At 69.8% G+C, this 24,540-nt stretch carries 21 protein-coding genes, 1 tRNA gene and 2 rRNA genes (1 of these 24 running past the window's edge); 12 read left to right on the top strand and 12 right to left on the bottom strand.

The annotated features are described in order from the left end of the window. Positions 1–12: 12 nt before the first annotated feature. Entirely contained in the window at positions 13–528 is a 516-nt protein-coding gene (locus JQC91_RS06110; RefSeq protein ID WP_238941352.1) for an invasion associated locus B family protein, read from the bottom strand. A 143-nt stretch (positions 529–671) separates the two neighbouring features. On the opposite strand from JQC91_RS06110, the gene JQC91_RS06105 reads away from it, so the two are divergent. Then, on the top strand, positions 672–1,652 hold the full coding sequence (locus JQC91_RS06105; protein ID WP_203285921.1) for an asparaginase: 981 nt from the start codon (positions 672–674) through the stop codon (positions 1,650–1,652). On the opposite strand, the gene JQC91_RS06100 is transcribed toward JQC91_RS06105, so the two are convergent. Further along, positions 1,634–2,005 (bottom strand): DUF4260 family protein, encoded by a 372-nt coding sequence (locus JQC91_RS06100; RefSeq protein WP_203285920.1) that lies wholly within the window; start codon positions 2,003–2,005, stop codon positions 1,634–1,636. The genes JQC91_RS06105 and JQC91_RS06100 overlap by 19 nt on opposite strands. 89 nt (positions 2,006–2,094) lie before the next feature. On the opposite strand from JQC91_RS06100, the gene JQC91_RS06095 reads away from it, so the two are divergent. Further along, positions 2,095–2,946: a LysR family transcriptional regulator gene (locus tag JQC91_RS06095; protein ID WP_203285919.1), complete on the top strand. Its 852-nt coding sequence runs from the start codon at positions 2,095–2,097 to the stop codon at positions 2,944–2,946. Between the two features lie 30 nt (positions 2,947–2,976). Here the strand turns inward: JQC91_RS06095 and hspQ are convergent, their stop codons facing one another. Further along, complete coding sequence (gene hspQ / locus JQC91_RS06090; RefSeq protein WP_203285918.1) at positions 2,977–3,303, bottom strand: heat shock protein HspQ; 327 nt, start codon at positions 3,301–3,303, stop codon at positions 2,977–2,979. A gap of 83 nt (positions 3,304–3,386) precedes the next feature. On the opposite strand from hspQ, the gene JQC91_RS06085 reads away from it, so the two are divergent. Then, positions 3,387–4,268 (top strand): AEC family transporter, encoded by an 882-nt coding sequence (locus tag JQC91_RS06085; protein ID WP_203285917.1) that lies wholly within the window; start codon positions 3,387–3,389, stop codon positions 4,266–4,268. Positions 4,269–4,351: 83 nt separating this feature from the next. Next, positions 4,352–4,954, top strand: coding sequence for a lytic transglycosylase (locus tag JQC91_RS06080; protein ID WP_203285916.1), 603 nt, complete (start codon positions 4,352–4,354; stop codon positions 4,952–4,954). 57 nt (positions 4,955–5,011) lie between these two features. Here JQC91_RS06080 and ubiB read toward each other — a convergent pair whose 3' ends face one another. Both ubiB and ubiE read right to left on the bottom strand, forming a co-directional pair. Beyond that, entirely contained in the window at positions 5,012–6,541 is a 1,530-nt protein-coding gene (gene ubiB, locus JQC91_RS06075) for a 2-polyprenylphenol 6-hydroxylase (RefSeq protein ID WP_203285915.1), read from the bottom strand. Then, positions 6,542–7,306, bottom strand: a complete 765-nt coding sequence (gene ubiE / locus JQC91_RS06070) for a bifunctional demethylmenaquinone methyltransferase/2-methoxy-6-polyprenyl-1,4-benzoquinol methylase UbiE (RefSeq protein ID WP_203286453.1) — start codon at positions 7,304–7,306, stop codon at positions 6,542–6,544. Positions 7,307–7,346: 40 nt separating this feature from the next. On the opposite strand from ubiE, the gene mutM reads away from it, so the two are divergent. From mutM to gyrB, 8 genes are all read left to right on the top strand, one after another. Beyond that, positions 7,347–8,195, top strand: coding sequence for a bifunctional DNA-formamidopyrimidine glycosylase/DNA-(apurinic or apyrimidinic site) lyase (mutM, locus tag JQC91_RS06065; protein WP_203285914.1), 849 nt, complete (start codon positions 7,347–7,349; stop codon positions 8,193–8,195). 140 nt (positions 8,196–8,335) lie between these two features. Continuing rightward, a complete protein-coding gene (locus tag JQC91_RS06060) occupies positions 8,336–9,112 on the top strand; it encodes an enoyl-CoA hydratase-related protein (RefSeq protein ID WP_203285913.1) in 777 nt (258 codons plus the stop codon). A gap of 396 nt (positions 9,113–9,508) precedes the next feature. Then, a complete protein-coding gene (gene rpsT, locus JQC91_RS06055; protein ID WP_203285912.1) occupies positions 9,509–9,775 on the top strand; it encodes a 30S ribosomal protein S20 in 267 nt (88 codons plus the stop codon). 213 nt (positions 9,776–9,988) lie between these two features. Continuing rightward, positions 9,989–10,435: a rhodanese-like domain-containing protein gene (locus tag JQC91_RS06050; protein WP_203285911.1), complete on the top strand. Its 447-nt coding sequence runs from the start codon at positions 9,989–9,991 to the stop codon at positions 10,433–10,435. Between the two features lie 25 nt (positions 10,436–10,460). Continuing rightward, complete coding sequence (gene dnaA, locus JQC91_RS06045) at positions 10,461–11,819, top strand: chromosomal replication initiator protein DnaA (RefSeq protein WP_238941350.1); 1,359 nt, start codon at positions 10,461–10,463, stop codon at positions 11,817–11,819. A 70-nt stretch (positions 11,820–11,889) separates the two neighbouring features. Then, positions 11,890–13,008, top strand: coding sequence for a DNA polymerase III subunit beta (dnaN, locus tag JQC91_RS06040; protein WP_203285910.1), 1,119 nt, complete (start codon positions 11,890–11,892; stop codon positions 13,006–13,008). 4 nt (positions 13,009–13,012) lie between these two features. After that, a complete protein-coding gene (gene recF / locus JQC91_RS06035) occupies positions 13,013–14,107 on the top strand; it encodes a DNA replication/repair protein RecF (RefSeq protein ID WP_203286451.1) in 1,095 nt (364 codons plus the stop codon). 83 nt (positions 14,108–14,190) lie between these two features. Next, complete coding sequence (gene gyrB, locus JQC91_RS06030; RefSeq protein ID WP_203285909.1) at positions 14,191–16,602, top strand: DNA topoisomerase (ATP-hydrolyzing) subunit B; 2,412 nt, start codon at positions 14,191–14,193, stop codon at positions 16,600–16,602. 73 nt (positions 16,603–16,675) lie between these two features. Here gyrB and JQC91_RS06025 read toward each other — a convergent pair. From JQC91_RS06025 to JQC91_RS05995, 7 genes are all read right to left on the bottom strand, one after another. Then, positions 16,676–16,752 (bottom strand) — tRNA-Met (locus JQC91_RS06025). A gap of 72 nt (positions 16,753–16,824) precedes the next feature. Then, on the bottom strand, positions 16,825–17,637 hold the full coding sequence (locus JQC91_RS06020; RefSeq protein ID WP_203285908.1) for a glycosyl transferase: 813 nt from the start codon (positions 17,635–17,637) through the stop codon (positions 16,825–16,827). Then, complete coding sequence (locus JQC91_RS06015) at positions 17,634–18,416, bottom strand: glycosyltransferase (protein WP_203285907.1); 783 nt, start codon at positions 18,414–18,416, stop codon at positions 17,634–17,636. Before JQC91_RS06015 ends, JQC91_RS06020 begins: the two co-directional genes overlap by 4 nt. Continuing rightward, positions 18,413–20,134 carry a hypothetical protein gene (locus JQC91_RS06010; protein WP_203285906.1) on the bottom strand — a complete coding sequence of 574 codons (1,722 nt, stop codon included), beginning with the start codon at positions 20,132–20,134 and terminating at the stop codon, positions 18,413–18,415. The genes JQC91_RS06015 and JQC91_RS06010 overlap by 4 nt, the downstream gene beginning before the upstream one ends. 68 nt (positions 20,135–20,202) lie before the next feature. Continuing rightward, positions 20,203–21,402, bottom strand: coding sequence for an NAD-dependent epimerase/dehydratase family protein (locus JQC91_RS06005; protein ID WP_203285905.1), 1,200 nt, complete (start codon positions 21,400–21,402; stop codon positions 20,203–20,205). Positions 21,403–21,584: 182 nt separating this feature from the next. Beyond that, positions 21,585–21,699: ribosomal RNA gene (gene rrf, locus JQC91_RS06000) — 5S ribosomal RNA — on the bottom strand. Positions 21,700–21,769: 70 nt separating this feature from the next. Continuing rightward, a 23S ribosomal RNA gene (locus tag JQC91_RS05995) occupies positions 21,770–24,540 on the bottom strand (it continues 55 nt past the right edge of the window).

Here is a 24,540-nt window from a genome sequence, read left to right as displayed (position 1 = left end):
AGGCGGGGGAGGTCAGCCGCCGCAGCGGGTCTCCGCGTCCTCGACCGCCGCCGTGAAGCCGAGCAGCGAGAACGTGTCCTCCGTGCGCGTGCCGCGGCCCGAGGTGCCGGTGACCACCGCCTGCGCGCCGCGCTTCATCGCGGTGACGATGCGCTGGTCGTCCGTGGGCGAGGCGGCCCATGCCAGCTCGCCGTCGGTGAACAGCTCGAAGGTCGTGGAGCCGATCGCCAACTGCACGGTCGAGCCGTCGCGGTACGGGTAGCCGCCGGTGACGGAGACCTCGCCCTTGCGGTCGTTGCCCGGCCAGTAGGAGACGAACATCCGGATGTCGCCGCGCCGCGCCGCGACCTCGCGCCCGTCGCGGGTGTTCTTCACCGACTTCGGCGCCGAGACGATCCAGCACTGTGTCGGGCTGTCCTCCACGAAGATGGACCAGTCGGTCTCGGTCCCCACGCGGTTGGTGCTCTCCTGTGCCCCGGCGAGGGTGCCCGCCCCCGCGATCAGCGCGGCGGCGGCGAAACGGATCATGCTGTTCATCGTGCCCCGGTCGTCCTCTGGGCGGCCCCCGCGTTCCCCGGAGTGCCGCGTTTGAAACTGTGCGGCGCGATGATAGGCGCCGTCTCGCGGGGTCGCCACCCCGCGCGGCGGAATATCGCGCAAGGGAGCGGCACATGGACCGGGCCATCGTGGAAGTCATCCGGGGGGACCGGGTCGAGAGCCTGCACCGCGTGCACGCGGTCGTGCATGACGGCGCATCCGTCGTCGAGGCGTGGGGCGACCCGGCGCGCGTCACCTACCCCCGCTCGTCCTGCAAGATGATGCAGGCCCTGCCCTTGGTCGAATCGGGGGCCGCCGACGCGGCGGGGCTGACGGACGCCCATCTCGCGCTGGCCTGCGCGTCCCACCAAGGCGACGCCGTCCACACGGACATGGTCGCCGCGTGGCTGGCCGCCGAGGGGCTGTCGGACGACGACCTGCGCTGCGGCGCGCACGAGCCCTACGGCACCGCCGCGCGCGACGCGCTGATCCGCGCGGGCGAGGCGCCGTGCCAGATCCACAACAACTGCTCGGGCAAGCACGCCGGGTTCCTCACCCTCAACCGCCGCCTCGGGGGCGGGGCCGACTACGTCGGGATCGACCACCCCGTGCAGCGCGCCGTGCGCGCCGCCTTCGAGGAGGTCTGCGAGGAGGAGAGCGTGGGCTGGGCCGTCGACGGCTGCTCCGCCCCGAACTTCGCCGTCTCGCTGGAAGGGTTCGGGCGCGGCCTCGCCCGCTTCGCCCGCGCGGGGACGGACGCGCGCGGCACCGCGATGCGGCGGCTGCGCGACGCGATGGCGGGCCACCCGGTGATGGTCGCGGGCGAGGGCCGGGCCTGCACCGGGCTCATGCGCGCGATGGACGGCGTGGCGGTCAAGACGGGCGCCGAGGCGGTGTTCGCCGCGATCCTGCCCGACGCGAACGGCGGCCCCGGCCTCGGCATCGCGGTCAAGGTCGAGGACGGCGCGACCCGCGCCGCCGAGGCGGTGATCGCCGCCCTCCTCGTCCGGCACGGCGCGCTGGACGCGGCCCACCCGGAGGCGGTGCGCCTGACGAAGGGGCCGATCACCAACCGCCGGGGGATCGTGACGGGGGGCTACCGCGTCACGCTCTGAGCGCGCCCGATCCGCCCCAGATGCGTGTCGCGGAAGCCGCCGGTCTTGAGGCCGTAGCCCAGCATCCGGTCCAGCCCGCAATGCGCGGCCCACGCCCACGCGAGGACCACCGCCACGTCCGACCCCGCCCACAGCCCCCAAAGGCTCAGCGCCGCCGGGCCGACATAGGAATGCGCGAGGTTGTAAACCCACGCCCCCGCCCGCGCGCCGCCGAGATAGGCCAGCAGCGCCACATCCGGCAGCAGCAAGAGCGGCACGAGCACCCCCCAGCCCCCGCCCCACAGGCGGTAGCCCGCGAGCGACAGGATCAGGATGGCGGCGCCTTCGGCGCGGAGCAGGGGACGGACGGGCATCGGGTCTCTCCTTCGGTTCGCCCCCAGCCTACCGGACGGCCCGATGATACGGACTTGCCCATGAACGTGCCCCTTCCATACGATACCGTATGACCGACATCTCCGATTGGACGCGGTTCCGCACCCTGCTGGCCGTGCTGCGGACCGGCAGCCAGTCCGCCGCCGCGCGCGATCTCGGCCTCGCCCAGCCCAGCGTGAAGCGCCATCTCGACGCGCTGGAGCGCGACCTCGGGCGCCCGCTCTTCGTCCGGTCCCGCACCGGCCTGTCGCCGCTGCCCGCCGCCGAGGCCCTGCGCGCCCCCGCCGAGGCGATGGAGGCCGCCGCCGCCCTCGCCGCCCGCCGCCTCGACGCCAGCGCCGCGGCGGGCACCGTCCGGCTCGGCGCCAGCCCCACCGTCGCCGCCACGCTGCTGCCGCCGATCCTCGCCGACCTGCGCCGCGCCCGCCCCGGCCTGCGGATCGAGGTGGAGGCCGCCGTCGCCGAGACGGACCTGCTCGCCCACGGCGCCGACCTCGCGCTGCGCCTGACCGCGCCGCGGCAACTGGACCTCCTGCGCCGCAGGGTCGGGACGCTGGAGATCGGGCTCCACGCCCATCCCGGCTGGGTCGCCCGCCACGGCGCGCCCGCGACGATGCGGGACCTGCACGGCCACCTCCTCGGCCCCGACCGGGACACGACCCTGCGGCGGCTGTGGGCCGGCGCGCAGGTGCCGGACGAGGCGTGGGCGCTGCGCTGCGACGACGACGCCGTGCTGCGGGCGGCGATCCATGCGGGGGTGGGGGTGGGCGCGCTTCCCGTCGCCGCCGCGGACGGGCTGACGCGGGTGCTGCCGGAGGCGGGGATGGCCCTCCCCCTCTGGCTCACGGCCCATGCGGACGCGCGCGCCGACCCGCATGTCGCGGCGGTCTGGGATGCGCTGGCGGCGGGGGTCGGTGCGTGACCCACGCGCCCCGGACGCGCCGCTAGCGACTCAATTCAGCTGAAAATGCAGCGGATAGCCCGCGCCGTCGAACGAGCCGAACAGGTCGGGCAGGTCCGGGTGGGTCACCGGCTCGCCCGACTCGTCGGGCACGAGGTTCTGCTCGGACACGTAGGCGACGTAGTAGCTGTCGTCGTTCTCGGCGAGCAGGTGGTAGAACGGCTGGTCCTTGGCGGGACGCGCCTCCGGCGGGATCGCCTCGTACCACTCCTCGGTGTTCTCGAACTGCGGGTCCACGTCGAACACCACGCCCCGGAAGGGGTGCGAGCGATGCCGGACCACGGTCCCTAGTGCGTAACGGGCTTCCCGATTCAGCATGATTGCGCCTCCACGGCCCCGTCCCTAGACCCGCCCGCGACGCACTGTCCATGCCGGGCGGCGCGAATCGGCGGAAACACTCTGTGACTCTCCTCCTCACGGTGCTGGAGATCGTGGCCCCGGTCTTCCTGCTGGCGGGGGTCGGATTGACGTGGGTGCGGCTCGGATTTCCCTACGACACGGCGTTCGTCACCCGCCTCGCGATGACGCTCGCGGTGCCCGCGCTGATCTTCACCGCGCTGATGGGGACGGAGCTGGACCCCGCGGCCATCGCCACGGTCACGCTGGCCACCTTCGCCGCCTACGCCGCCGTGCTGGCCGCGATGTGGGCCGTCACGCTCGTGCTGCGGCTCGACCGGCGCACCTACCTCGCGCCGCTCACCTTCGGGAACACCGGCAACCTCGGCATCCCGCTCGCGGGCTACGCCTTCGGGCAGGCGGGGCTGGAGCTGGGCGTCGTCACCTTCGCGGTCTCCGCCGTGCTCGTGTTCACCGTGGGCCTCGCGCTGGTGGCGGGCGCGGGCAACCCCAAGGCCCTGCTGCGCGAGCCGATGGTCCCCGCCACCCTGCTCGGCGCGCTGTTCCTGTGGCGCGGCTGGGAGACGCCCGCCTTCCTGACGAACGCGCTCGAACTGATCGGGCAGATGGCGATCCCGCTGATGCTCATCACCTTGGGCGTCGCGGTGGGGCGCCTCCGCCCCGTGGGACTGGCCCGCGTGGCGGCCCTCTCGGTGCTCAAGGTCGTCGCATGCGCCGCCATCGCCTTGGCCGTGGCCGCCGCCTTCGGGCTGGGACGCGAGGCGACCGGCGTGCTCACGCTTCAGATGGCGACCCCCGTGGCGGTCACCTCCTACCTGCTGGCCCAGAAGTACGGGGCCGACGCCGAGGCGGCGGCGGGGCTGGTGGTCGTCTCCACCGCCCTCTCCGTTGCCGCGATTCCGCTCCTTCTCCTGATCGTGCTCTGACCGGCTTGGAAGAATCGCCGCCGCCGCGCTAGGGTCCCGCCAACGCCGCGGCCAACGACGGCGACGACGATGGGCAGACAGACATGAAATTCCTTCTCTCCTTGGCTCTGCTGATGGGCCTCGCGGCCTGCGGGGCGGGCTACAAGGGCACCGTGGGGCGCGGCGCCTCGCCCGCCTTCCTCGACGACGCCTGCGCGATCCTGCAGGACCGGCGCGGCTACGGGCGGGCCTTCGCCGCCACGCAGCGCAAATGGGGCGTCCCCGTCCACGTGCAGATGGCGATCATCCACCAAGAGTCGAAGTTCGTCTCCGACGCCCGCACGCCCTTCCGCTACGCCCTCGGGGTGATCCCGTTCGGGCGCCAGTCCTCGGCCTACGGCTACAGCCAAGCGCTCGACGGGACGTGGAAGGAGTACCTCGCCGAGGAGGGGCGCGGGGCGCGGCGCGACCGCATCGCGGACGCCACGGACTTCATGGGCTGGTACATGGAGAAGAGCCGCCGGGAGCTGGGCCTGCCGATGACGGACGCGCGGTCGCACTACCTCGCCTACCACGACGGGCGCACGGGCTACCGGCGCGGGACGTGGAAGCGGAAGGCGTGGCTGGTGGACGTGTCCGCGCGGGTCGCGTCGCGCGCCTCCATGTACGAGTCGCAGCTGCAGGGCTGCCGCCGCCTCTGGCGGTGACGCCGGAGCCTTCGAAAGGCTCCGTCCCGTAAATCCCTCCGAGGGATTTGCCTTCGCTCAGACCGCCAGCCCCAGCAGCACCGCCGCCACCCCCACCGCGCCCCCGGCGAGGAACAGGGCCACCGCGTTGCGCTTGGGCCGGGTGTTGACCACCACGGGCGGCGTCCCCGCCTGCGCCAGCGCGCGCTCCACTATCTCCGGCAGGCGCGGCCCGAAGCGGGCCACCACCTCCGCCGTGCGGTAGAGGTCGCGCGCTAAGGCGGACGGGCCGAGGTTCTTGCGGATGTAGGACGTCACCTCGGGCTGGGCGCTGGTCCAGATGTTCATCGACGGGTTCAGCGAGCGCGCCACCCCCTCGACCACCACCATCGTGCGCTGCAGCAGGATCAGCTCGGTCCGCGTCTCCATGCCGAACCGCTCCGTCACCTCGAAGAGGTAGGCCAGCAGGCGGCCCATGGAGATGCGGTCGGCGTCCATGCCGAAGATCGGCTCGCCCACGCTGCGCAGCGCCTGCGCGAACAGGTCCACGTCGCGGTCGGCGGGCACGTAGCCCGCCTCGAAGTGCAGCTCGGCCACCCGGCGGTAGTCCTTGCGGATGAACCCCATCAGGATTCCCGCGTAGACGCGCCGCGTGTACTCGTCCAAGCGCCCCATGATCCCGAAGTCGAACACCGCGATGTCGCCGCCCGGCGTCACCTTCATGTTCCCTTGGTGCATGTCCGCGTGGAAGTAGCCGTCGCGCAGGGCATGGCGCAGGAACATGCGCATCACCCGGTCCGACAGGTCCGCCCGGTCGTGGCCCGCCGCCTCGATGGCGTCGACGTCGCCCATCGGCACGCCCTCGACCCATTCCAGCGTCATCACCGCCCGGCCCGAGAGCATCCATTCCACCGCAGGCGCCGTGAACCCCTCATCGCGCTCGATGTTGGCGCGGAACTCCGAGGCGGCGGCGGCCTCGGTGCGCAGGTCCAGCTCCTGCTGCACGGTGGCGTCGAAATGCGCGATCACGTCCATCGGGCGCAGCCGCCGGAACGCGGGCGCGACCAGCTCTAGCATCCGCGCCCCGAGGTAGAAGGCGTCGATGTCGCGCCGGAACGCCCGCTCGATCCCCGGGCGCAGGACCTTCACGGCGACCTTCTGCCCGTTGTCGGCGCGCCGTGCCTGGTGGACCTGCGCGATGGAGGCGGCGGCCACGGGCTCGGAGAACTCGGAGAACAGCGCGTCGACCGGCTGCTGGAGGTCGCGCTCGATCATGCGGCGCGCCTCCGCCGTGGGGAAGGGCGGCAAGCGGTCCTGCAGGACGCGCAACTGCGTGGCGAGGTCGCCGCCCACCACGTCGGGCCGGGTCGACAGGATCTGGCCCAGCTTGATGTAGGACGGGCCAAGCGCCTGGATCGCGCGCGTCACCGGCGGCAGGGCCGGGTCGCCCGCGTAGCCCAGCCACTGGAACGGCCAGCCCAGAACGCGCAGCATCGCCCGCGCGCCGGCGGGGGCGTCCAGCTGGTCCAGCACCACGTCCATGGCGCCGGTCTTCTGGAACGTCCCGGCGGTCCGCAGCAGCCGCCAGATGTTGTGGGGTCCGCGCACCTAGAGCTTCCACCCGCTGTGCAGCGCCGCGATCCCGAAGGTCAGGTTGCGGTACTTCACGTTCCCGAACCCCGCGTCGGCGATCATCGCCGCGAACCGGTCCTGGTCCGGGAAGTTGCGGATCGACTCCACGAGGTACTGGTAGCTGTCGCGGTCGCCCGTCACCGCCTGCCCCATCCGGGGGATCACGTTGAACGAGTAGAGGTCGTAGGCCTTCTGCATCATCGGGTTCGGCAGCTGGCTGAACTCCAGCACCATGAGCCGCCCGCCGGGCCGCAGCACGCGATACGCCTCGCGCAGCGCGTCGGGGATGCGGGTCACGTTCCGGATGCCGAAGGAGATCGTGTAGAGATCGAAGCTCGCGTCCGGGAAGGGCAGCGCCATCGCGTCGCCCGTCACCCAGTCGAGGCGGTCCGACAGCGCCTCGGCCTCGGCGCGGCGGCGGCCCTCGACCAGCATCTGCTCGGTCATGTCGCAGACGACGGCCGTGGCGCCGGGCGCGCGTCTGAGGACGCGGAACGCCACGTCCCCCGTGCCGCCCGCCACGTCCAGCTGCCGCGTGCCGGGGCGGGGCGCGATCCAGTCGATCATCGCGTCCTTCCAGACGCGGTGGATGCCGCCCGACATCAGGTCGTTCATCAGGTCGTAGCGCGAGGCGACGGAGGTGAAGACCTCGTGGACGAGCCCGGCCTTCTCCTCCTCGGCGACGGTGCGCGCGCCGAAGTGCGTGGTCTTCTCGGTCATCTTTGAACTCCGTCGATCCATCGCCATATACGCCGCCCGCCCGCAGCCTCAACGTGACGTCATGCCCGAACTGCCCGAAGTCGAGACCGTCCGCCGCGGGCTGGCCCCCGCCTTGGAGGGCGCGCGGCTCACGAAGGTCGAGGTGAACCGCCCCGACCTGCGCTGGCCCTTCCCCGAGCGGATGGCCGAGCGGCTGACCGGCGCGACGGTCCGCGCGCTGGGCCGTCGCTCGAAGTACCTGCTGATGCACCTCGACACCGGCGAGACCCTGATCGTGCATCTCGGCATGTCCGGCCGCATGGTGGTGGACGACGTCCAGCAGGGCGCCTTCCACCGCGACGCGGGCTGGCACGCGCGCCACGACCACGTCCTGCTCCACACCGCCGATCACCGCGTGACGTTCAACGACGCCCGCCGCTTCGGCTTCATGGACCTCGTCCCCACCGACGCGCTGGAGGAGAGCCGCCACTTCGCCGCGATGGGGCCGGAGCCGCTCGGCAACCACTTCCACGCCGACCACCTGATCGCTGCATTCCGCGGCAAGGCGACGCCCGTGAAGGCAGCGCTGCTGGACCAGCGGATCGTCGCCGGGCTGGGCAACATATACGTCTGCGAGGCGCTGCACCGCGCGGGGATCGCGCCGATGCGCAAGGCCGGGCGCATCGCGGCCCACCGGGTCGCGGCGCTCGTCCCCATCGTCCGCGACGTGCTGGAGGAGGCCATCGCGGCGGGCGGCTCGTCGCTGCAGGACCACCGCCAGGCCGACGGCACGCTGGGCTACTTCCAGCACGGCTTCCGCGCCTACGACCGCGAGGGGATGCCTTGCCCCACCGACGGCTGCGCGGGCACCATCCGCCGCATCGTGCAGGCGGGGCGCTCCACCTTCCACTGCCGCGACTGCCAGCGCTGAGGCGCCCCTCCTCCCGGCCGGAGCCGCCCCGCGGAGCCGGCCGGAGCCCCCCCCGCGCGCCCGTAACAATCTGACACCCCGCTTGATCCCCCCGCCCCCCCGGTGCAGGGCAGGGGTCCGGGACAACCGAAGGGATTCCCATGGGATACCAGACGCTCAACGTCGACGTGACGGACCACGTGGCCGTCATCCGGCTGGACCGCCCCGAGGCGCTCAACGCCCTCTCCACCGAACTGCTCGGCGAGCTCGCCAAGGCGCTGAAGGCCGCGCAGGAGAACGACAAGGTCCGCTGCATCGTGCTGACCGGCTCGGACAAGGCCTTCGCGGCGGGCGCCGACATCGTGGAGATGTCCGAGAAGTCCTTCGCCGACGTCTTCATGGGCGACATCTTCGGGGCCGAGGTCGGCCAGCTTATGCGCATCCGCAAGCCGATCATCGCCGCCGTCTCGGGCTACGCGCTCGGCGGCGGGTGCGAGCTGGCGATGATGTGCGACTTCATCATCGCCTCCGACACCGCGAAGTTCGGCCAGCCCGAGATCAACCTCGGCGTCATCGCGGGGCTCGGCGGCACCCAGCGCCTGACCCACGCGGTCGGCAAGGCCAAGTCGATGGACATGAACCTGACGGGCCGATTCATGGACGCCGCCGAGGCCGAGCGGTCGGGCCTTGTGTCCCGCGTGGTCCCCGCCAAGAAGCTGATGGACGAGGCGATGTCGGCCGCCGGCAAGATCGCCGAGAAGTCGATGATCGCCGTCACCGCCGTCAAGGAGGCGGTCAACGCCAGCCAAGAGGTGCCGCTGAGCCAAGGCCTCCTCTTGGAGCGCCGCATCTTCTTCGGCCTCTTCGGCACGGACGACCAGTCCGAGGGCATGGCCGCCTTCGTCGACAAGCGCGAGGCGCAGTTCCGGGACCGCTGAGCCTGCGGCGCGCCGATCGCGGCCCCGGCCCCCGCGCCGGGATCCCGCAGGTCGGGGGGCGACCGCCCCGCGCGGCATCCGACCCGGCCTCCAGATGGTTAACGGAAGATGGACGCGCGTTCATACGCGCGTATGCACGGCGTATGCACGCGGTATGCACGGGGGGCGCACGGGACGCGCGCCCCGGATTCGGGGGCGCGCGCCGTCCGATCGGGGAAGATTTCCCTCCCGCTCCATGACCACGGCGGCGGGCTTGCGTCATCCGCGCGGAGGGTCTACCTGCCCCGCCATCATGCGCGTGAGGGCCGCTTTGCCCGGAAGTGCCGGTCCCGAACCCGGCCCGGTCGACCTCTCGTCGCGCAAGCCAACGACACGTGAACGAGAGAGACCGACGACATGGCCAACTCCCCCCAAGCCAAGAAGCGCGCCCGCCAGAACGAGCGCCGCTTCGCCGTGAACAAGGCGCGCCGCTCGCGCATCCGCACCTATCTCCGCAAGGTCGAGGAGGCGATCGCGAGCGGAGACAAGGCCGCCGCCGAGGCCGCGCTGAAGGCCGCCCAGCCGGAACTGATGCGGGGCGTCACCAAGGGCGTGCTCCACAAGAACACCGCGTCCCGGAAGATGTCCCGGCTCGCCTCCAGGGTGAACGCCACCGGGGCGTGACACGCGGCCATCGTGGCCCGCCCGCCCAGGTCAAGAGATTCGATGAAGCCCGCCTCCGGCGGGCTTTTTCATGCGCGGTATCAGCGGGTTGGCGCTGCCCCGGCGATTCCTTTCCGCCGACTTCCGAGTCAACAGAGAAGAGTCGTGGACCCCCCGCGCGAGCGGACGATATCTCCCCGACCAGCGAGTCAAATCGCCTGAGGGGACAGTCGAATGAGCACGGGGGACACCCCGCGCGTCCGGGAGGTATCGCCTTCCGACGCCTGGAAGATGTTGTCTGACGACGACGGAGCCGTGCTGATCGACGTCCGATCCGCCCCCGAATGGGGATTCGTGGGCGGGCCGGACTTGTCCGGGTTGGACCGCGGCGTCGTGCGCGTCGAATGGAAGGTCTGGCCGGGCATGGTCCCCAACCCCGCGTTCGTCGGGGCGGTGCTGGAGGAGGTGTCGGATCTGCCATCCGCCCTTCTCTTCATCTGCCGCTCCGGCGTGCGTTCGATGCAGGCGGCGCGTGCCGTCTCGGAGCACCTCTCTGCCAAGGGGACTCCGGTGGAGTGCATCAACGTCGCCGAGGGGTTCGAAGGGGACTTGGACGAGCTGCATCACCGGGGGGGCCTCAACGGTTGGAAGGCCCGCGGACTGGCATGGCGCCAGTCCTGAACAAGAAGAACGAGGGGGCCGAGACTTGACCGACGACACCTGGACCACGGTCCTCGACGGCGTGAAGCGCGACGTCGGGGCGAACTCCTTCTCCACATGGATCGCGCCGCTGCGATACCGGGGGCTGGAGGGCGGCATCCTCTCGCTGGGGGCCCCGACGGACTTCATGGGCAAGTGGGTGGTGCGGAACTACTCGGACGTCCTGCTGCGCCATGTGGCCGCCTCCGGGGCCTCGGCGAGCCGCGTGATCTGCCACGTCGGCGAGACGGGCGACGCGGACCCCGCGGGCATGGCCGCCGCCGCCGCCCCCGTCGCCGGGGCAGCGGCCTCCACCGCCAAGGGCGGCGTGGACGGGCGCCTCGACCGGCGCTTCACCTTCGACAGCTTCGTGGTCGGCCAGTCGAACGAGCTGGCCCATGCGGCCGCCAAGCGCGTGGCCTCGCCCGGCCCGGTCGCCTTCAACCCGCTCTTCCTCTACAGCGGCGTGGGCCTCGGCAAGACGCACCTGATGCAGGCCATCGCCCACGAGATCTCGGAGACGCAGCCCAACCGCAAGGTCCTCTACCTCTCCGCCGAGCAGTTCATGTACCGCTTCGTCACGGCGCTCCGCACGCAGTCCACGATGGACTTCAAGCACCTGTTCCGCACCGTCGACATCCTCCTCGTGGACGACGTGCAGTTCATCGCGGGCAAGGACAGCACGCAGGACGAGTTCTTCCACACGTTCAACGCGCTGGTGGACGCGGGAAAGCAGGTGGTGATCTCCGCCGACCGCTCCCCCAACGAGATCAGCGACCTCGAGGAGCGCATCCGCACCCGCCTGCAGGCCGGCCTCGTCGTGGACCTGCACCCCGCCGACTACGAGCTGCGCCTCGGCGTGCTGCAGCAGCGGGTCGAGGCGCTGCAGGAGGCCAACCCGGACTTCACGCTGTCCCACGGCGTGCTGGAGTGGATGGCCGGTCGCATCACCCAGTCGATCCGCGTCCTCGAGGGCGCCGTCACCCGCCTCTTCGCCCATGCCGACCTCGTGAAGCGCGAGGTCACGCTGGAGCAGGCGCAGGAGGCGCTGGTCGACCTGATCCGCGCGCAGGAGCGCAAGCTCACCATCGAGCAGATCATGCGGACCACCTGCGAGCACTACAACCTGCGCATGAACGACATGACCTCGGCCCGGCGGTCGCGCTCCATCGCGCGGCCCCGGCAGCTGGCCATGTACCTCGCCAAGAAGCTGACCCCCCGCTCCTACCCCGAGATCGGGCGCCGGTTCGGCGGCAAGGACCACACCACGGTCCTCTACGCCGTGAAGCGCATCGAGGAGTTGATGCAGACCGACCCGCAGCTCCGCGAGGACGCCCAAGTCCTGCAGCGGCGGCTGGAAGGCTGATTGCGCGGACGAAGATTGCGTAGGCGGGGGCGCACGCTATGGTGCGCGTCCCGGCACGGACGAGGATGACATGAAGATCACCATCGAGCGCGCGGCCCTGCTCAAGGCCGTGTCCCAAGCCCAGTCCGTCGTGGAGCGCCGCAACACGATCCCGATCCTCGCCAACCTGCTGCTGCAGGCGGGCGGCGAGACGCTGTCGATCAAGGCGACGGACCTCGACATCGAGGTGATCGACGAGACCGAGGCCCGCGTCGACCGCGAGGGCGCCACCACCGTCAACGCGCAGCTCTTGGGCGAGATCGTCCGCAAGCTGCCCGACGGCGCGCAGGTCACGCTCGACGAGGACCAGTCCAAGGGCCGACTCACGATCACGGCCGGGCGCTCCAACTTCGAGCTGGCGACGCTGCCGAAGGACGATTTCCCGGTGATGACGTCGCCCGATTACGACGCCACCTTCACCTGCCCCGCCCCCACCCTGCGCAGATTGTTCGACAAGTCCCGCTTCGCCATCTCCACCGAGGAGACGCGCTACTACCTGAACGGGGTCTATCTTCACGTGGCCGAGGGCGCGGATGGCCAAGTGCTGCGCGCCGTGGCGACGGACGGGCACCGGCTGGCGCGGATCGACGCGGAGGTGCCCGAGGGCGCCGAGGGGATGCCGGGCGTGATCGTGCCGCGCAAGACCGTGGGCGAGCTGAAGAAGCTGCTGGAGGACGACGAGGCGCAGATCGAGGTGTCGGTCGCCGAGACGAAGATCCGCTTCAAGACGACCGGCATCGTCCTGACCTCCAAGGTCATCGACGGCACCTTCCCCGACTACGCCCGCGTGATCCCGACCGCGAACGAGCGCACGCTGAAGGTCGATGCCGCCGACTTCGCGCGCGCGGTGGACCGGGTGGCGACCGTGTCGTCCGAGCGGTCCAAGGCGGTGAAGCTGTCCCTCGACGACGACAAGCTCGTCCTGTCGGTCAACGCGCCCGACGCCGGACAGGCCGAGGAGGAGCTGATCGTCGACTACGGCGACGAGAAGCTGGAGATCGGCTTCAACGCCAAGTACCTGCTGGAGATCGCGAGCCAGGTGGACCGAGAGAACGCCGTGTTCTTGTTCAACAACCCCGGCGACCCGACGCTGATGCGCGAGGGCGAGGACACGAGCGCGATCTACGTCGTGATGCCGATGCGGGTGTGACGCGCTGGCCTACGTCGCCCGCCTCGCGCTCTCGCACTTCCGCTCCCACCGCTCGACGCGGCTCGACCTCGACGGGCGGCCCGTGGCCGTGTTCGGGCCCAACGGCGCGGGCAAGACCAACCTGATCGAGGCGGTCTCGCTGCTCTCGCCCGGTCGGGGCATGCGGCGGGCGGCGACCGAGGATCTGACCCGCAGGCAGGAGGCCATCGGCTGGCGCATCGCCGCCGAGGTGGAGGGGCCGGAGGGCACCCGCGAGGTGGAGCTGCGCGCCGAGGCCGGGCGCCCCCGCACCACGCAGGTCGACGGCAAGGCCGCGCCGCAGGTGGCGCTCGGACGCGTCCTGCGCGTGCTCTGGCTGGTGCCGTCGATGGACCGGCTCTGGATCGAAGGGGCCGAGGGGCGCCGACGGTTCCTCGACCGGATGACGCTCTCCTTCGACCCGTCCCATGCCGAGGGCGCGATCGCCTACGAGAAGGTCATGCGCGACCGCAACCGCCTGCTGCGCGACGGGGTGCGCGACGCGCGCTGGTTCGAGGCGCTGGAGGCGCAGATGGCCGGGTTCGGGGCGCGCATCCACGACCGGCGGCGCGCGGCGCTGGCCAAGCTCGTCGCCGCGCAGGAGGCGGCGGGGGCGTTCCCCGCTGCCGACCTGACGCTGTCGGGACCGGACGAGGAGGAGCCCACCACCGAGGAGGCCTTGGCCGAGGCGCTGGCCGCCTCGCGCTCGCGCGACATGGCGGCGGGGCGCACGCTGGTCGGCCCCCACCGCTCCGACCTCGACGCGACCTATGCGGCCAAGGGCGTGCCCGCCCGCCTCTGCTCCACCGGCGAGCAGAAGGCGCTGCTGATCTCGCTCGTCCTCGCCAACGCGCGGGCGCTCTTGGCCGGCACCGGCGCGCCGCCGGTCCTGCTGCTCGACGAGGTCGCGGCCCATCTCGACGCGGGCCGCCGGGCCGCGCTCTACGACGAGGTGTGCCGCCTCGGCGGGCAGGCGTGGATGACCGGAACGGGGGCCGAGCTGTTCGCGGAACTGGGCGATCGGGCCGTCCGCTACGAGGTCACGGAGGCAGACGGGCGCAGCGCCGTCACGGAGGCCTGATTCCCCACAAGATATAGGGGTTTCGCGGTGACATGGCCGCCGCGAACGCCTATATCGTGGGCAACGCATACGAGGGGTCCAGAATGGCCGACGACGCCCGCGCGCCGGAGGAATACGGCGCAGATTCGATCAAGGTTCTCAAAGGCTTGGAGGCGGTCCGCAAGCGCCCCGGCATGTATATCGGCGACACCGACGACGGGTCGGGCCTGCACCACATGGTCTACGAGGTCGTGGACAACGGCATCGACGAGGCGCTGGCCGGCCACGCCGACCGCGTGACGGTCACGATCCATGCCGACGACAGCGTCTCCGTCTCCGACAACGGGCGCGGGATCCCGACCGACATGCACCCCGAGGAAGGGGTCTCGGCGGCCGAGGTCATCATGACCCAGCTGCACGCGGGCGGTAAGTTCGACAGCAACTCCTACAAGGTGTCCGGGGGCCTGCACGGCGTGGGCGTCTCGGTGGTCAACGCGCTGTCGGACTGGCTGGAGCTGCGCATCTGGCGCGCCGGCAAGGAACACGTCGCCCGCTTCGAGCGGGGCGAGACGGCCGAGCACCTGAAGGTCGTTGGCGACACGGACCGGACGGGGACCGAGGTGCGCTTCCTCGCCTCGACGGACACGTTCTCGAACCTCGAATATCAGTTCGACACGCTGGAGAAGCGCCTGCGCGAGCTGGCCTTCCTCAACTCCGGCGTCCGCATCGTCCTGCGCGACGAGCGGCCCGCCGAGGCGCGCGAGGTCGAGATGCACTACGAGGGCGGCGTGAAGGAGTTCGTCCGCTACCTCGACCGCAACAAGACCGCCGTGATGGACGACCCGATCTACTTCGACGGCGAGCGCGACGGCATCGGCGTCGAGATCGCGATGTGGTGGAACGACAGCTACAACGAGATGGTCCTGCCCTTCACCAACAACATCCCCCAGCGGGACGGGGGCACGCACCTCGCGGGGCTGCGCGGCGCGCTGACCCGGACGCTGACGCGCTACGCGCAGGACAGCGGGATCGCCAAGCGCGAGAAGGTCAACTTCTCGGGCGACGACGCGCGCGAGGGGCTGACCTGCGTCCTGTCGGTCAAGGTGCCGGACCCGAAGTTCAGCAGCCAGACGAAGGACAAGCTCGTCTCGTCGGAGGTCCGGCCCGCGGTCGAGAACCTCACCAACGAGGCGTTGTCAGACTGGCTGGAGGAGAACCCGCAGATCGCGCGCCAGGTCGTCGGCAAGATCGTCGAGGCCGCCTTGGCCCGCGAGGCGGCGCGCAAGGCCCGCGAGCTGACGCGCAAGAAGTCCGCGAACGACGTGGCGAACCTCCCCGGCAAGCTGGCCGAGTGCCAGGAGAAGGACCCCGCCAAGCGCGAACTCTTCCTCGTCGAGGGCGACTCCGCCGGCGGGTCGGCCAAGCAGGGGCGCTCGCGCTCGGACCAAGCGGTGCTGCCGCTTCGGGGCAAGATCCTGAACGTGGAGCGCGCGCGCTTCGACCGGATGCTCTCGAGCCAAGAGATCGGCACGCTGATCACCGCGCTCGGCACGGGCATCGGGCGCGACGAGTTCGACCTGTCCAAGCTGCGCTACCACAAGATCGTCATCATGACCGACGCCGACGTGGACGGCGCGCACATCCGGACGCTGCTGCTGACCTTCTTCTACCGGCAGATGCCGGAGCTGATCGAGGCGGGGCACCTCTACATCGCGCAGCCGCCGCTCTTCAAAGTGGCGCGCGGCAAGTCCGAGGTCTACCTCAAGGACCAGACCGCGCTGGAGGACTACCTCGTGGCGCAGGGCACCGAGGGGGCCGTGCTGCGCCTGCCCTCGGGCGAGGAGATCGCGGGCCGCGACCTCGACCGCATCGTGCAGGCCGCGCGCCTCTTCCGCCGCATCCTGCAGGCCTTCCCGACCCACTACCCGCGCCACATCCTCGAGCAGGCGGCGCTTGCGGGCGCGTTCGACCCCGAGGGGCTGGGCGACCTGCAGGGCGTGGCGGACACCGTGGCCAAGCGGCTGGACCAAGTGGCGAAGGAGTACGAGCGCGGCTGGACCGGACGGATCACGCAGGACCACGGCATCCGGCTGTCGCGCGTCCTGCGGGGCGTCGAGGAGTTGCGGACGCTGGACGGCGCCGTCCTGCGCTCGGGCGAGGCGCGGCGTCTGAACGAGGTGTCCTCCGAGACGCGCGACGTCTACGCCGAGCCGGGCAAGCTGGTCCGCAAGGACCGCGAGACCCCGGTGCACGGGCCGATCGAGCTGTTGGAGGCGGTGATGGCCGAGGGCGAGAAGGGACTGACGCTGCAGCGCTACAAGGGCTTGGGCGAGATGAACCCCGACCAGCTCTGGGAGACCACGCTTGACCCGGAGGCGCGCACCCTCCTGCAGGTCGAGGTGGAGGACGTGGCCGAGGCCGACGACACCTTCACCAAGCTGATGGGCGACCTCGTCGAGCCGCGGCGCGAGTTCATCCAGGACAACGCGCTGAACGTCGAGAACCTGACGGTGTGACGCGGGGCGCCCACGGGGCGCCCCTCCCCCGAACGCGAAACGCCGCCCCGAGGGGCGGCGTCTTCGTGAGGACTGGTTGCGGGGGTAGGATTTGAACCTACGACCTTCAGGTTATGAGCCTGACGAGCTACCGGGCTGCTCCACCCCGCGCCAGTGAGGGGCAGGTATCGCCCCGCCCCGCCGACTGCAAGAGGCCGAACGGCCCGAAGGGCGGCTTTTTCGTCATTCCCGCCATGCCTCCGCGACCCAGCGGGTCGGGCGGACGAAGCGGCGCAGGCCGCGGAAGCCGCCGCGGGTCCGCCACACGCGGGCGAGGTGCGCCCGGAGGGTCGAAGCGCTCGGCTCGTCGGGTGCCCATCGGCCCGCCACCGCGTCCTCCGGGTTCAAGCGCCCGGCGAAGATGACGACGCGGGTGCCCGCCGGCTTGCGCGGCTCGGTGAAGAGGTTGAGCGGGAAGGTCCGGATGCATTCGATCCGGAAATGGCGCACCCAGCCCTTCGGCCAGAACCGCACGCCCCCCGGCGCGGCGGCGGTGACGTAGTGCTGCTCGTAGCGATACTTGGCGCCGACGCCCTGCGGATCGGCGGCGAAGGCGTCCTGGATCGGCTTCAGCTTGCCCACCGGGAAGCGGTAGATCGAGGTCTGGCCGAGCCTGTGGAGCGGCTTGGCGACGTTGCGGGCGAGGATGACGTCCTCGGGCGATCCTTCTGAGAAGAACGGGTCGAGGCTGTCGACGATGACCACGTCGAGATCGACGAACAGGACCGGCCCGGTCAGGCCGCCCAGCGTCGCGCCCCAGAGCCGCGACTTCGGCCACTTGCCCGGCACCCCCGTGGGCATGTCGCAGGGCAGCGGCGGCAACGGCTCGGTGCGGATGCCGTCGGCCAGCCCCTCGGGGCGGTCCGTGAAGCACGTGAAGGTGTAGGGCGGCGTGATGTTGCGCGCGACCATCGCGTGAAGACGGTTCACGTAATGCGGGCCGTACTTCGTCCCCCACGAGATGCAGATCACCTGCTTGACGGGCGCGTCGCTCATCCCGGTCCCCCCTTCGGATCGGCCTTCCCTCCCACGACGGGCGCCCCGGCGCCATCGCCGTCGGGCGGCGTCCAGTCCCACCGCAGGGGCGGCGCCCAACGGGGGATCACGTTGGCGGCTTGGGCCTGCGCGTTGCGGGCGCCCGCCCGGGCGCGCTTGAAGATCACGGTGCCCGGCGCGACCCGGTGCGAGGCGCCCGCCGCCGCGACGGTCATGGCCCAGTGCCAGTCCTCGTAGGCGAACCCCCCGCGCAGGTCGCGCGCGCCGAACGGATGGGCCCGGTAGAGGTCCGCCGGCGCCATGCAGAGCGCGTCGTAGACGTTCTCGCAGCGCAGGATCGCCCAGTCGAAGTCGGGATCCCGCATGTCCGGCGGGAAGGTCGCCGCCGCGAGGCCGTCGAAGGTCCAGCGGATCTCGGGATGGGCGACGGCGCGGCCCGGCGCCGCGGCGCAGCATCGCCACGCCTCCACCAGCCAGTTCGACGACCACAGGTCGTCGCCGTCGAGGAAGGCGATGCACGCCCCTCCCGCGCGCGCGGCCGCTCCGTTGCGCACGGCGCCTTGATCGCCGAGGTCGGTCTCGATCACGGCGGCGGCCCGCGCGGCCAGGTCCGCCACGGCGTCCCGGGTCGCGGCGTCGGCCCGGTCGAGGCAGAGCACCGTCTCGACCGCGAGCCCCTCGGCGCGCGCGCGGGCCACGGCGGCGTCGAAGCTGCGGACCGTCGGACGCGCCAAGCTGCCCTCGTCGTGGACCGTCAGGATGCAGGTGACGTCCCTCACCGCACGACCGTCGCCCAAGACGGCACTTGGACGTCCGGCTCGAACGCGACGACCTTCGGGCCGAGCCGCGCGCGGAGCGCCGGGACGTCCGCCGGGTCGGCGTAGGCGTCGCGCAGGGCGTCGATGCCGCCCCGGAGCGCCCACACCGCCGGGCCGTCGCGCTCCTCTGCACGCGGGGGGAACCATGCGCGGAGGTCCGTCTCGTGCCGCAGCGCCCGACCGTGCGTCGAGATCACCTCCCACCCGGCGCGCGTCCCGAAATCGGTCACCCGCGCGGCCCCGGTCGCGCGGATCAGCCCCAAGAGGGCGACGGCGCGCTCCGCCGCGCCCGCGTGCGGAAGGGCCTCGGGCAGCGAGAGAGCGTCCTCGCCCGTCCCGCCGCCCGCGTCGCAGACCACTTCCAACGCCGGGGGGAGGCCGTTCCGCCGCATCGCCGCGCGGACGGCATCGACCGCGGACCGCGCGGCCGCGTCGGCGGGATCGGACAGGAGGAGCAGGTCGGCGGATGGCCTTCCGCCGCGCGCGGCCCGCAGCGCCTCCAGATCCGCGACCCGCTGCGCGCCCGGCATCCGGCGGAGCGGATCGCGGACGTCGCGCGGGCCGCCGGGATGGCGCACGAGGGGATCGAGCCCGGCCGCCTCGTCCACGAGGGCCGCGATCTCCGGCGCCGCCAGCCGCGCGCGGCGCCGGGCGAGCGCGTGGATCTGGGCGGCATGGGGGCCGTGGACGTGCGGCGGCGCATCCCGCGCATCCGACGCGAGGGGCGGTCGCATCGCGGGGGCGGTCCGGTGGCGCGGATCGGCGCGCGCGGTCAAGGCCTCCACCGCCGGCACGCCCCGGGGGGGCGGATGGCGCCCGGCATACCACGGCGGATCGACCCACGGGTGGGCCTGCCTCTCCTCCGAGAGCCCGTGGCGCCAGTAGTGCTCGAAGAGGGGCCCCTTCCACGTCGCGAGATCCGGGTTCGCCGCGCGGTAGTGGTCCGCGTCGAAGAAGGGGGACGGATCGACGCCATGGGACGCCCCCTCGGCGAGCCAGTGGAGGAACCGGTCCGTCTTGGGTCCGAGGGGCCGCCGGGGATGCGCGGCGTCCCACGCCGCCGCGTAATGGGCGCCGTCGAAGCTCGCCGGAGGCCACGCGCCCGCATGCGCGCCCGCGGCGCAGTGGATCAGCGCCTCCACGGACGGGAGGTCCGACGGCAGGCCGACCCGGGCCCGGTAGAGGGGGGCGTTCATCCGCGCGGCGAGCGGATCGGCCTTCTTGGCGTCCAAGGCCGCCAACAGCGCGGGCGGGCACCGCTCCAGCAGGTCCACGAGACGGGTGCCGGGCTCGGCATAACGGAGCAGGCGGTCCACGACGGGGAGGGGACGGCGCCCTTCGGCGATCCCGCGCGTGAGCATGTGCCCATAGGGGTCGCGGACGCGCCAGAGGTCGGGGTTCGTCGCCAGGTACCACCGGCGGCGGAAGTAGGGGACCGGCGGGCGCCGGAGCGGATCGGGCCGGGCGAGCCACGCCGCCACCGCGCCCGTCGAGCTGCCGGCCCGGGGATCGTGCCGCTGGAGGTGCGCGGAGTCGAACCAGACGGATCGGTCGGCGATGTCCGTGACGCGGGCGAGCAGCGCCTCGTCCGCGGGGAGGTCCTCGCCCGCCGCCTCCATCTCGGCCCGGACGGCGGCGTCGGCGTCCGCCCGCGCGTCCGGCCGGTCGGCCCGGTCCATCGCCGCCCGCAGCACCGCGAGGGCCCCGGGGCGGGCGGTCGCCCGCGGACGCCGGACGCCGGGGCCGATCACGTAGGCTCGCCCGCCTCGCCGATCCGGGAGGCCGCCGCCCTGTTCCACGCCGCCCGCGCGGGGATCTTCGACAGGTCGCACCGGTCGCGATGTCGCAGCGCGACGTCGCGGATCTCCTCGAGCAGGCCGGCCTCCAAGCGAACGGGATCCAGTCCCAGCGCGAGGAAGCGATCGTTCGCGACGCGAAGCTCGTTCTCCGCCGTCTCGTTGCGCGGATTGGGCAGGTACGCGACCTCGCCCCCCATGCGCTCGGCCACCATCCGCGCGAGGTCGCGGACCCGATGCGTCTCCGTGGTCTGGTTGAGGATGTTCACCCGGTCGCCCGGCGCCGGAGGGTTCGCGGCGGCGAGCTCGATGCATCGCACCGTATCCTGGATGTGGATGAAGGCGCGCGTCTGCCCGCCCGTGCCATGGACGGTGATCGGGTGCCCGACGGCCGCCTGCATGACGAAGCGGTTGAGCACGGTGCCGTAGTCGCCGTCATAGTCGAAGCGGTTCACGAGCCGGTCGTCGCGCTTCGTCTCCTCCGTCTGCGTGCCCCACACGATCCCTTGGTGGAGGTCGGTGATCCGCAGGCCGTCGTTCCGGTTGTAGAACGCGAAGAACAGTTGATCCTGGCTCTTGGTGAGGTGGTAGATCGAGCCGGGGTCGGTCGGGTACAGGATGTCCTTCGGCGTCGCTCCCGCGGGCGTGTCGATCCGGACGTTGAGATAGCCCTCGGGGATGGTCACGCCGGCGGTTCCGTAGCCGTAGACGCCCATCGTTCCGAGATGGACCAGATGCGCGTCGAGCCCCGCCTCGACCATCGCGGCGAGGACGTTGTGCGTCGCGTTGAGGTTGTTGGAGACGGTGTATCGCTTGTGGGCGCTCGACTTCATCGAGAACGGCGCGGCGCGCTGCTCCGCGAAGTGCACAATCGTGTCGGGACGCTCGGCGAGGAACAGGTCGAGGAGGCGGTCGTAGTCGGTCGCGACGTCGAACTCGTGGAAGCCGATCGACCGCCCGGCCACCTCGGCCCATGCCGCGAGGCGCTGCTCCATGGATCGGATCGGCGTGAGGCTCTCGACGCCGAGCTGCGCGTCGATCGCCCGGCGGGACAGGTCGTCGACGATGGCGACCTCGTGCCCCCGCGCCGACAGGTGCAGCGCGGTCGGCCAACCGCAGAAGCCATCCCCTCCCAGCACGATCGTCTTCATCGGTCGGTCCCCGGATGCATCCGCCTCGGTGGTCGCGGCGCGCTACGCCTCATTGGAGAGAGCACCCTTCCCCCGCAGGCACAAGCCGCTGCCCCGGGCCCGAAACGCGGACGCCCCCGCGGGCCGAAGCACGCGGGGGCGTCAGGGTTCATCGTACGAGAGATACGGCGGAGCCTTTCTAGGTTTGGCGATGACCTACTCTCCCACGTCTTAAGACGCAGTACCATTGGCGCAACGGCGCTTAACGGCCGAGTTCGGGATGGGATCGGGTGTTTCGCTCGCGCTATGATCACCAAACCGAGAAAGGCTCCACATTCCAAGTCGCACACTGTGCATGCTGATCGCGGAAGCCTGGCTTCCACTGGATCAAATCAAGCCTATCGGACAATTAGTACTGGTCAGCTGAACGCGTCACCGCGCTTACACCTCCAGCCTATCGACGAGGTCGTCTACCTCGGTCCTCAGGGATACCTTGTTTCGAGGGGGGCTTCCCGCTTAGATGCCTTCAGCGGTTATCCTGTCCGGACATAGCTACCCTGCACTGCCGTTGGCACGACAACAGGTCCACCAGTGGTCCGTTCACCCCGGTCCTCTCGTACTAGGGGCAACTCCTCTCAAGTATCCTACACCCACGGAAGATAGGGACCGAACTGTCTCACGACGTTCTAAACCCAGCTCACGTACCTCTTTAAACGGCGAACAGCCGTACCCTTGGGACCTGCTCCAGCCCCAGGATGAGATGAGCCGACATCGAGGTGCCAAACACTGCCGTCGATATGGACTCTTGGGCAGTATCAGCCTGTTATCCCCGGCGTACCTTTTATCCGTTGAGCGATGGCCCTCCCACTTGGGACCACCGGATCACTATGGCCGTCTTTCGACTCTGCTCGACTTGTCAGTCTCGCAGTCAGGCTGGCTTTTGCCATTGCACTCAACGAGCGATGTCCGACCGCTCTGAGCCAACCTTCGCGCGCCTCCGTTACTATTTAGGAGGCGACCGCCCCAGTCAAACTACCCGCCACACAGGGTCCCGGATCCGGATAACGGACCGCGGTTAGACACCAAGCGATGCAAGGGTGGTATCTCAAGGGTGGCTCCACCGAAACTGGCGTTCCGGTTTCAAAGCCTACCACCTATCCTGCACATGCATGGCCTGATGCCAGTGTGAAGCTGTAGTAAAGGTGCACGGGGTCTTTCCGTCTAACCGCGGGTAGCCTGCATCTTGACAGGCAATTCAATTTCGCTGAGTCGATGTTGGAGACAGCGGGGAAGTCGTTACGCCATTCGTGCAGGTCGGAACTTACCCGACAAGGAATTTCGCTACCTTAGGACCGTTATAGTTACGGCCGCCGTTTACCTGGGCTTCAATTCAGAGCTTGCACCCCTCCTTTTAACCTTCAGGCACCGGGCAGGCGTCAGACCCTATACGTCGTCTTGCGACTTCGCAGAGCCCTGTGTTTTTAGTAAACAGTCGCCACCCCCTGGTTTGTGCCCCCGACCAACAGTTGCCTGCCAATCGGGCCTCCTTCTCGCGAACTTACGGAGGTATTTTGCCGAGTTCCTTCAACATCGTTCTCTCAAGCGCCTTGGTATTCTCTACCAGTCCACCTGTGTCGGTTTAGGGTACGATCTCATGGAGGGCTATTTCCAGGAACCCCTCAGCAGCCCAGTCAATCCGATAAGACTGAACTACACCCGGGATCCGTCACATCCTCCTGGCCCAGGAATATTAACCTGGTTCCCATCGACTACGCCTTTCGGCCTCGCCTTAGGGGTCGGCTCACCCTGCTCAGATTAGCTTTAAGCAGGAACCCTTGGACTTTCGGCGACAGGGTCTCTCACCCTGTTTGTCGCTACTCATGTCATCATTCTCGCTAGTGATCTCTCCACCGGATGGCTCACGCCCCGGCTTCATCGATGACACCATGTCTCCAACGCACCCGAAGGTACGAAAGAGACGCGGTGTGCGTCACACTACGCTCCGCTACCATGCCTTACGGCATCCTCAGCTTCGGCTCATGGCTTGAGCCCCGTTACATCTTCGCCGCAGGACAACTTGTTTAGACCAGTGAGCTGTTACGCTATCTTTAAAGGATGGCTGCTTCTAAGCCAACCTCCTGGTTGTTTTGGTCGTCCCACCTGCTTTCCCACTTAGCCATGAATTAGGGGCCTTAGCTGGAGGTCAGGGTTGTTTCCCTCTTGACGACGGACGTTAGCATCCGCCGTCTGTCTGCCATCTAGTACTCCCGGGTATTCGGAGTTTGGTTAGGATCAGTAAGCCTGTGGGGCCCCATTACCCATCCAGTGCTCTACCCCCCGGGGTATTCGGATGACGCTCTACCTAAATAGATTTCGCGGAGAACCAGCTATCTCCGAGTTTGATTGGCCTTTCACCCCTAGGCACAACTCATCCCGACCTTTTTCAACAGGTGTGGGTTCGGTCCTCCAGTTGGTGTTACCCAACCTTCAACCTGGTCATGCCTAGATCACTCGGTTTCGGGTCTGATCCCACGAACTCGACGCCCTATTAAGACTCGCTTTCGCTGCGCCTACGCCTAGCGGCTTAAGCTTGCTCGTGAGACCAAGTCGATGACCCATTATACAAAAGGTACGCCGTCAGCTCTCATGGAGCCTCCGACTGCTTGTAGGCGTTCGGTTTCAGGTACTGTTTCACTCCCCTCGTCGGGGTGCTTTTCACCTTTCCCTCACGGTACTGGTTCACTATCGGTCAGCAAGGAGTACTTAGCCTTCGAAGGTGGTCCTCCGATCTTCAGACAGGATTTCACGTGTCCCGCCCTACTTAATACGTCCGATCATGCTTCTTGTACGGGGCTGTCACCCACTCTGGCCCGTCTTCCCAAACGGTTCCAATCACACTCACGGCTCGGCTGGTCCCCGTTCGCTCGCCGCTACTAGGGGAGTATCAATTGATGTCCTTTCCTCCGGGTACTTAGATGTTTCAGTTCCCCGGGTTCGCTTCTATAAGCCTATGTATTCAGCCCATAGATACCTGGTTCAGCTCACTGATGGCTTCCCGAGGGAAGTATCAGCAAACTGTCAGGTGGGTTGCCCCATTCGGAAATCGATGGATCAAAGCCTATTCTCGGCTCCCCATCGCTTATCGCAGAGTATCACGTC

Origin of the sequence: Jannaschia sp. Os4 (genome assembly GCF_016820245.1) — a bacterium.
Classification (GTDB): Bacteria; Pseudomonadota; Alphaproteobacteria; order Rhodobacterales; family Rhodobacteraceae; genus Jannaschia.
The sequence above is the reverse complement of the archived record's forward strand: the minus strand, read 5'-3'. Positions and strand labels throughout refer to the sequence as shown.

What these genes read in the sequence shown, in the direction of transcription:
- JQC91_RS06110 (WP_238941352.1), bottom strand. Translation starts at nt 528, where the DNA reads ATGATCCGTTTCGCCGCCGCCGCGCTGATCGCGGGGGCGGGCACCCTC.
- JQC91_RS06105 (WP_203285921.1), top strand. Translation starts at nt 672, where the DNA reads ATGGACCGGGCCATCGTGGAAGTCATCCGGGGGGACCGGGTCGAGAGC.
- JQC91_RS06100 (WP_203285920.1), bottom strand. Translation starts at nt 2,005, where the DNA reads ATGCCCGTCCGTCCCCTGCTCCGCGCCGAAGGCGCCGCCATCCTGATC.
- JQC91_RS06095 (WP_203285919.1), top strand. Translation starts at nt 2,095, where the DNA reads ATGACCGACATCTCCGATTGGACGCGGTTCCGCACCCTGCTGGCCGTG.
- hspQ (WP_203285918.1), bottom strand. Translation starts at nt 3,303, where the DNA reads ATGCTGAATCGGGAAGCCCGTTACGCACTAGGGACCGTGGTCCGGCAT.
- JQC91_RS06080 (WP_203285916.1), top strand. Translation starts at nt 4,352, where the DNA reads ATGAAATTCCTTCTCTCCTTGGCTCTGCTGATGGGCCTCGCGGCCTGC.
- ubiE (WP_203286453.1), bottom strand. Translation starts at nt 7,306, where the DNA reads ATGGATCGACGGAGTTCAAAGATGACCGAGAAGACCACGCACTTCGGC.
- mutM (WP_203285914.1), top strand. Translation starts at nt 7,347, where the DNA reads ATGCCCGAACTGCCCGAAGTCGAGACCGTCCGCCGCGGGCTGGCCCCC.
- JQC91_RS06060 (WP_203285913.1), top strand. Translation starts at nt 8,336, where the DNA reads ATGGGATACCAGACGCTCAACGTCGACGTGACGGACCACGTGGCCGTC.
- rpsT (WP_203285912.1), top strand. Translation starts at nt 9,509, where the DNA reads ATGGCCAACTCCCCCCAAGCCAAGAAGCGCGCCCGCCAGAACGAGCGC.
- JQC91_RS06050 (WP_203285911.1), top strand. Translation starts at nt 9,989, where the DNA reads ATGAGCACGGGGGACACCCCGCGCGTCCGGGAGGTATCGCCTTCCGAC.
- dnaN (WP_203285910.1), top strand. Translation starts at nt 11,890, where the DNA reads ATGAAGATCACCATCGAGCGCGCGGCCCTGCTCAAGGCCGTGTCCCAA.
- gyrB (WP_203285909.1), top strand. Translation starts at nt 14,191, where the DNA reads ATGGCCGACGACGCCCGCGCGCCGGAGGAATACGGCGCAGATTCGATC.
- JQC91_RS06020 (WP_203285908.1), bottom strand. Translation starts at nt 17,637, where the DNA reads ATGAGCGACGCGCCCGTCAAGCAGGTGATCTGCATCTCGTGGGGGACG.
- JQC91_RS06010 (WP_203285906.1), bottom strand. Translation starts at nt 20,134, where the DNA reads ATGGACCGGGCCGACCGGCCGGACGCGCGGGCGGACGCCGACGCCGCC.
- JQC91_RS06005 (WP_203285905.1), bottom strand. Translation starts at nt 21,402, where the DNA reads ATGAAGACGATCGTGCTGGGAGGGGATGGCTTCTGCGGTTGGCCGACC.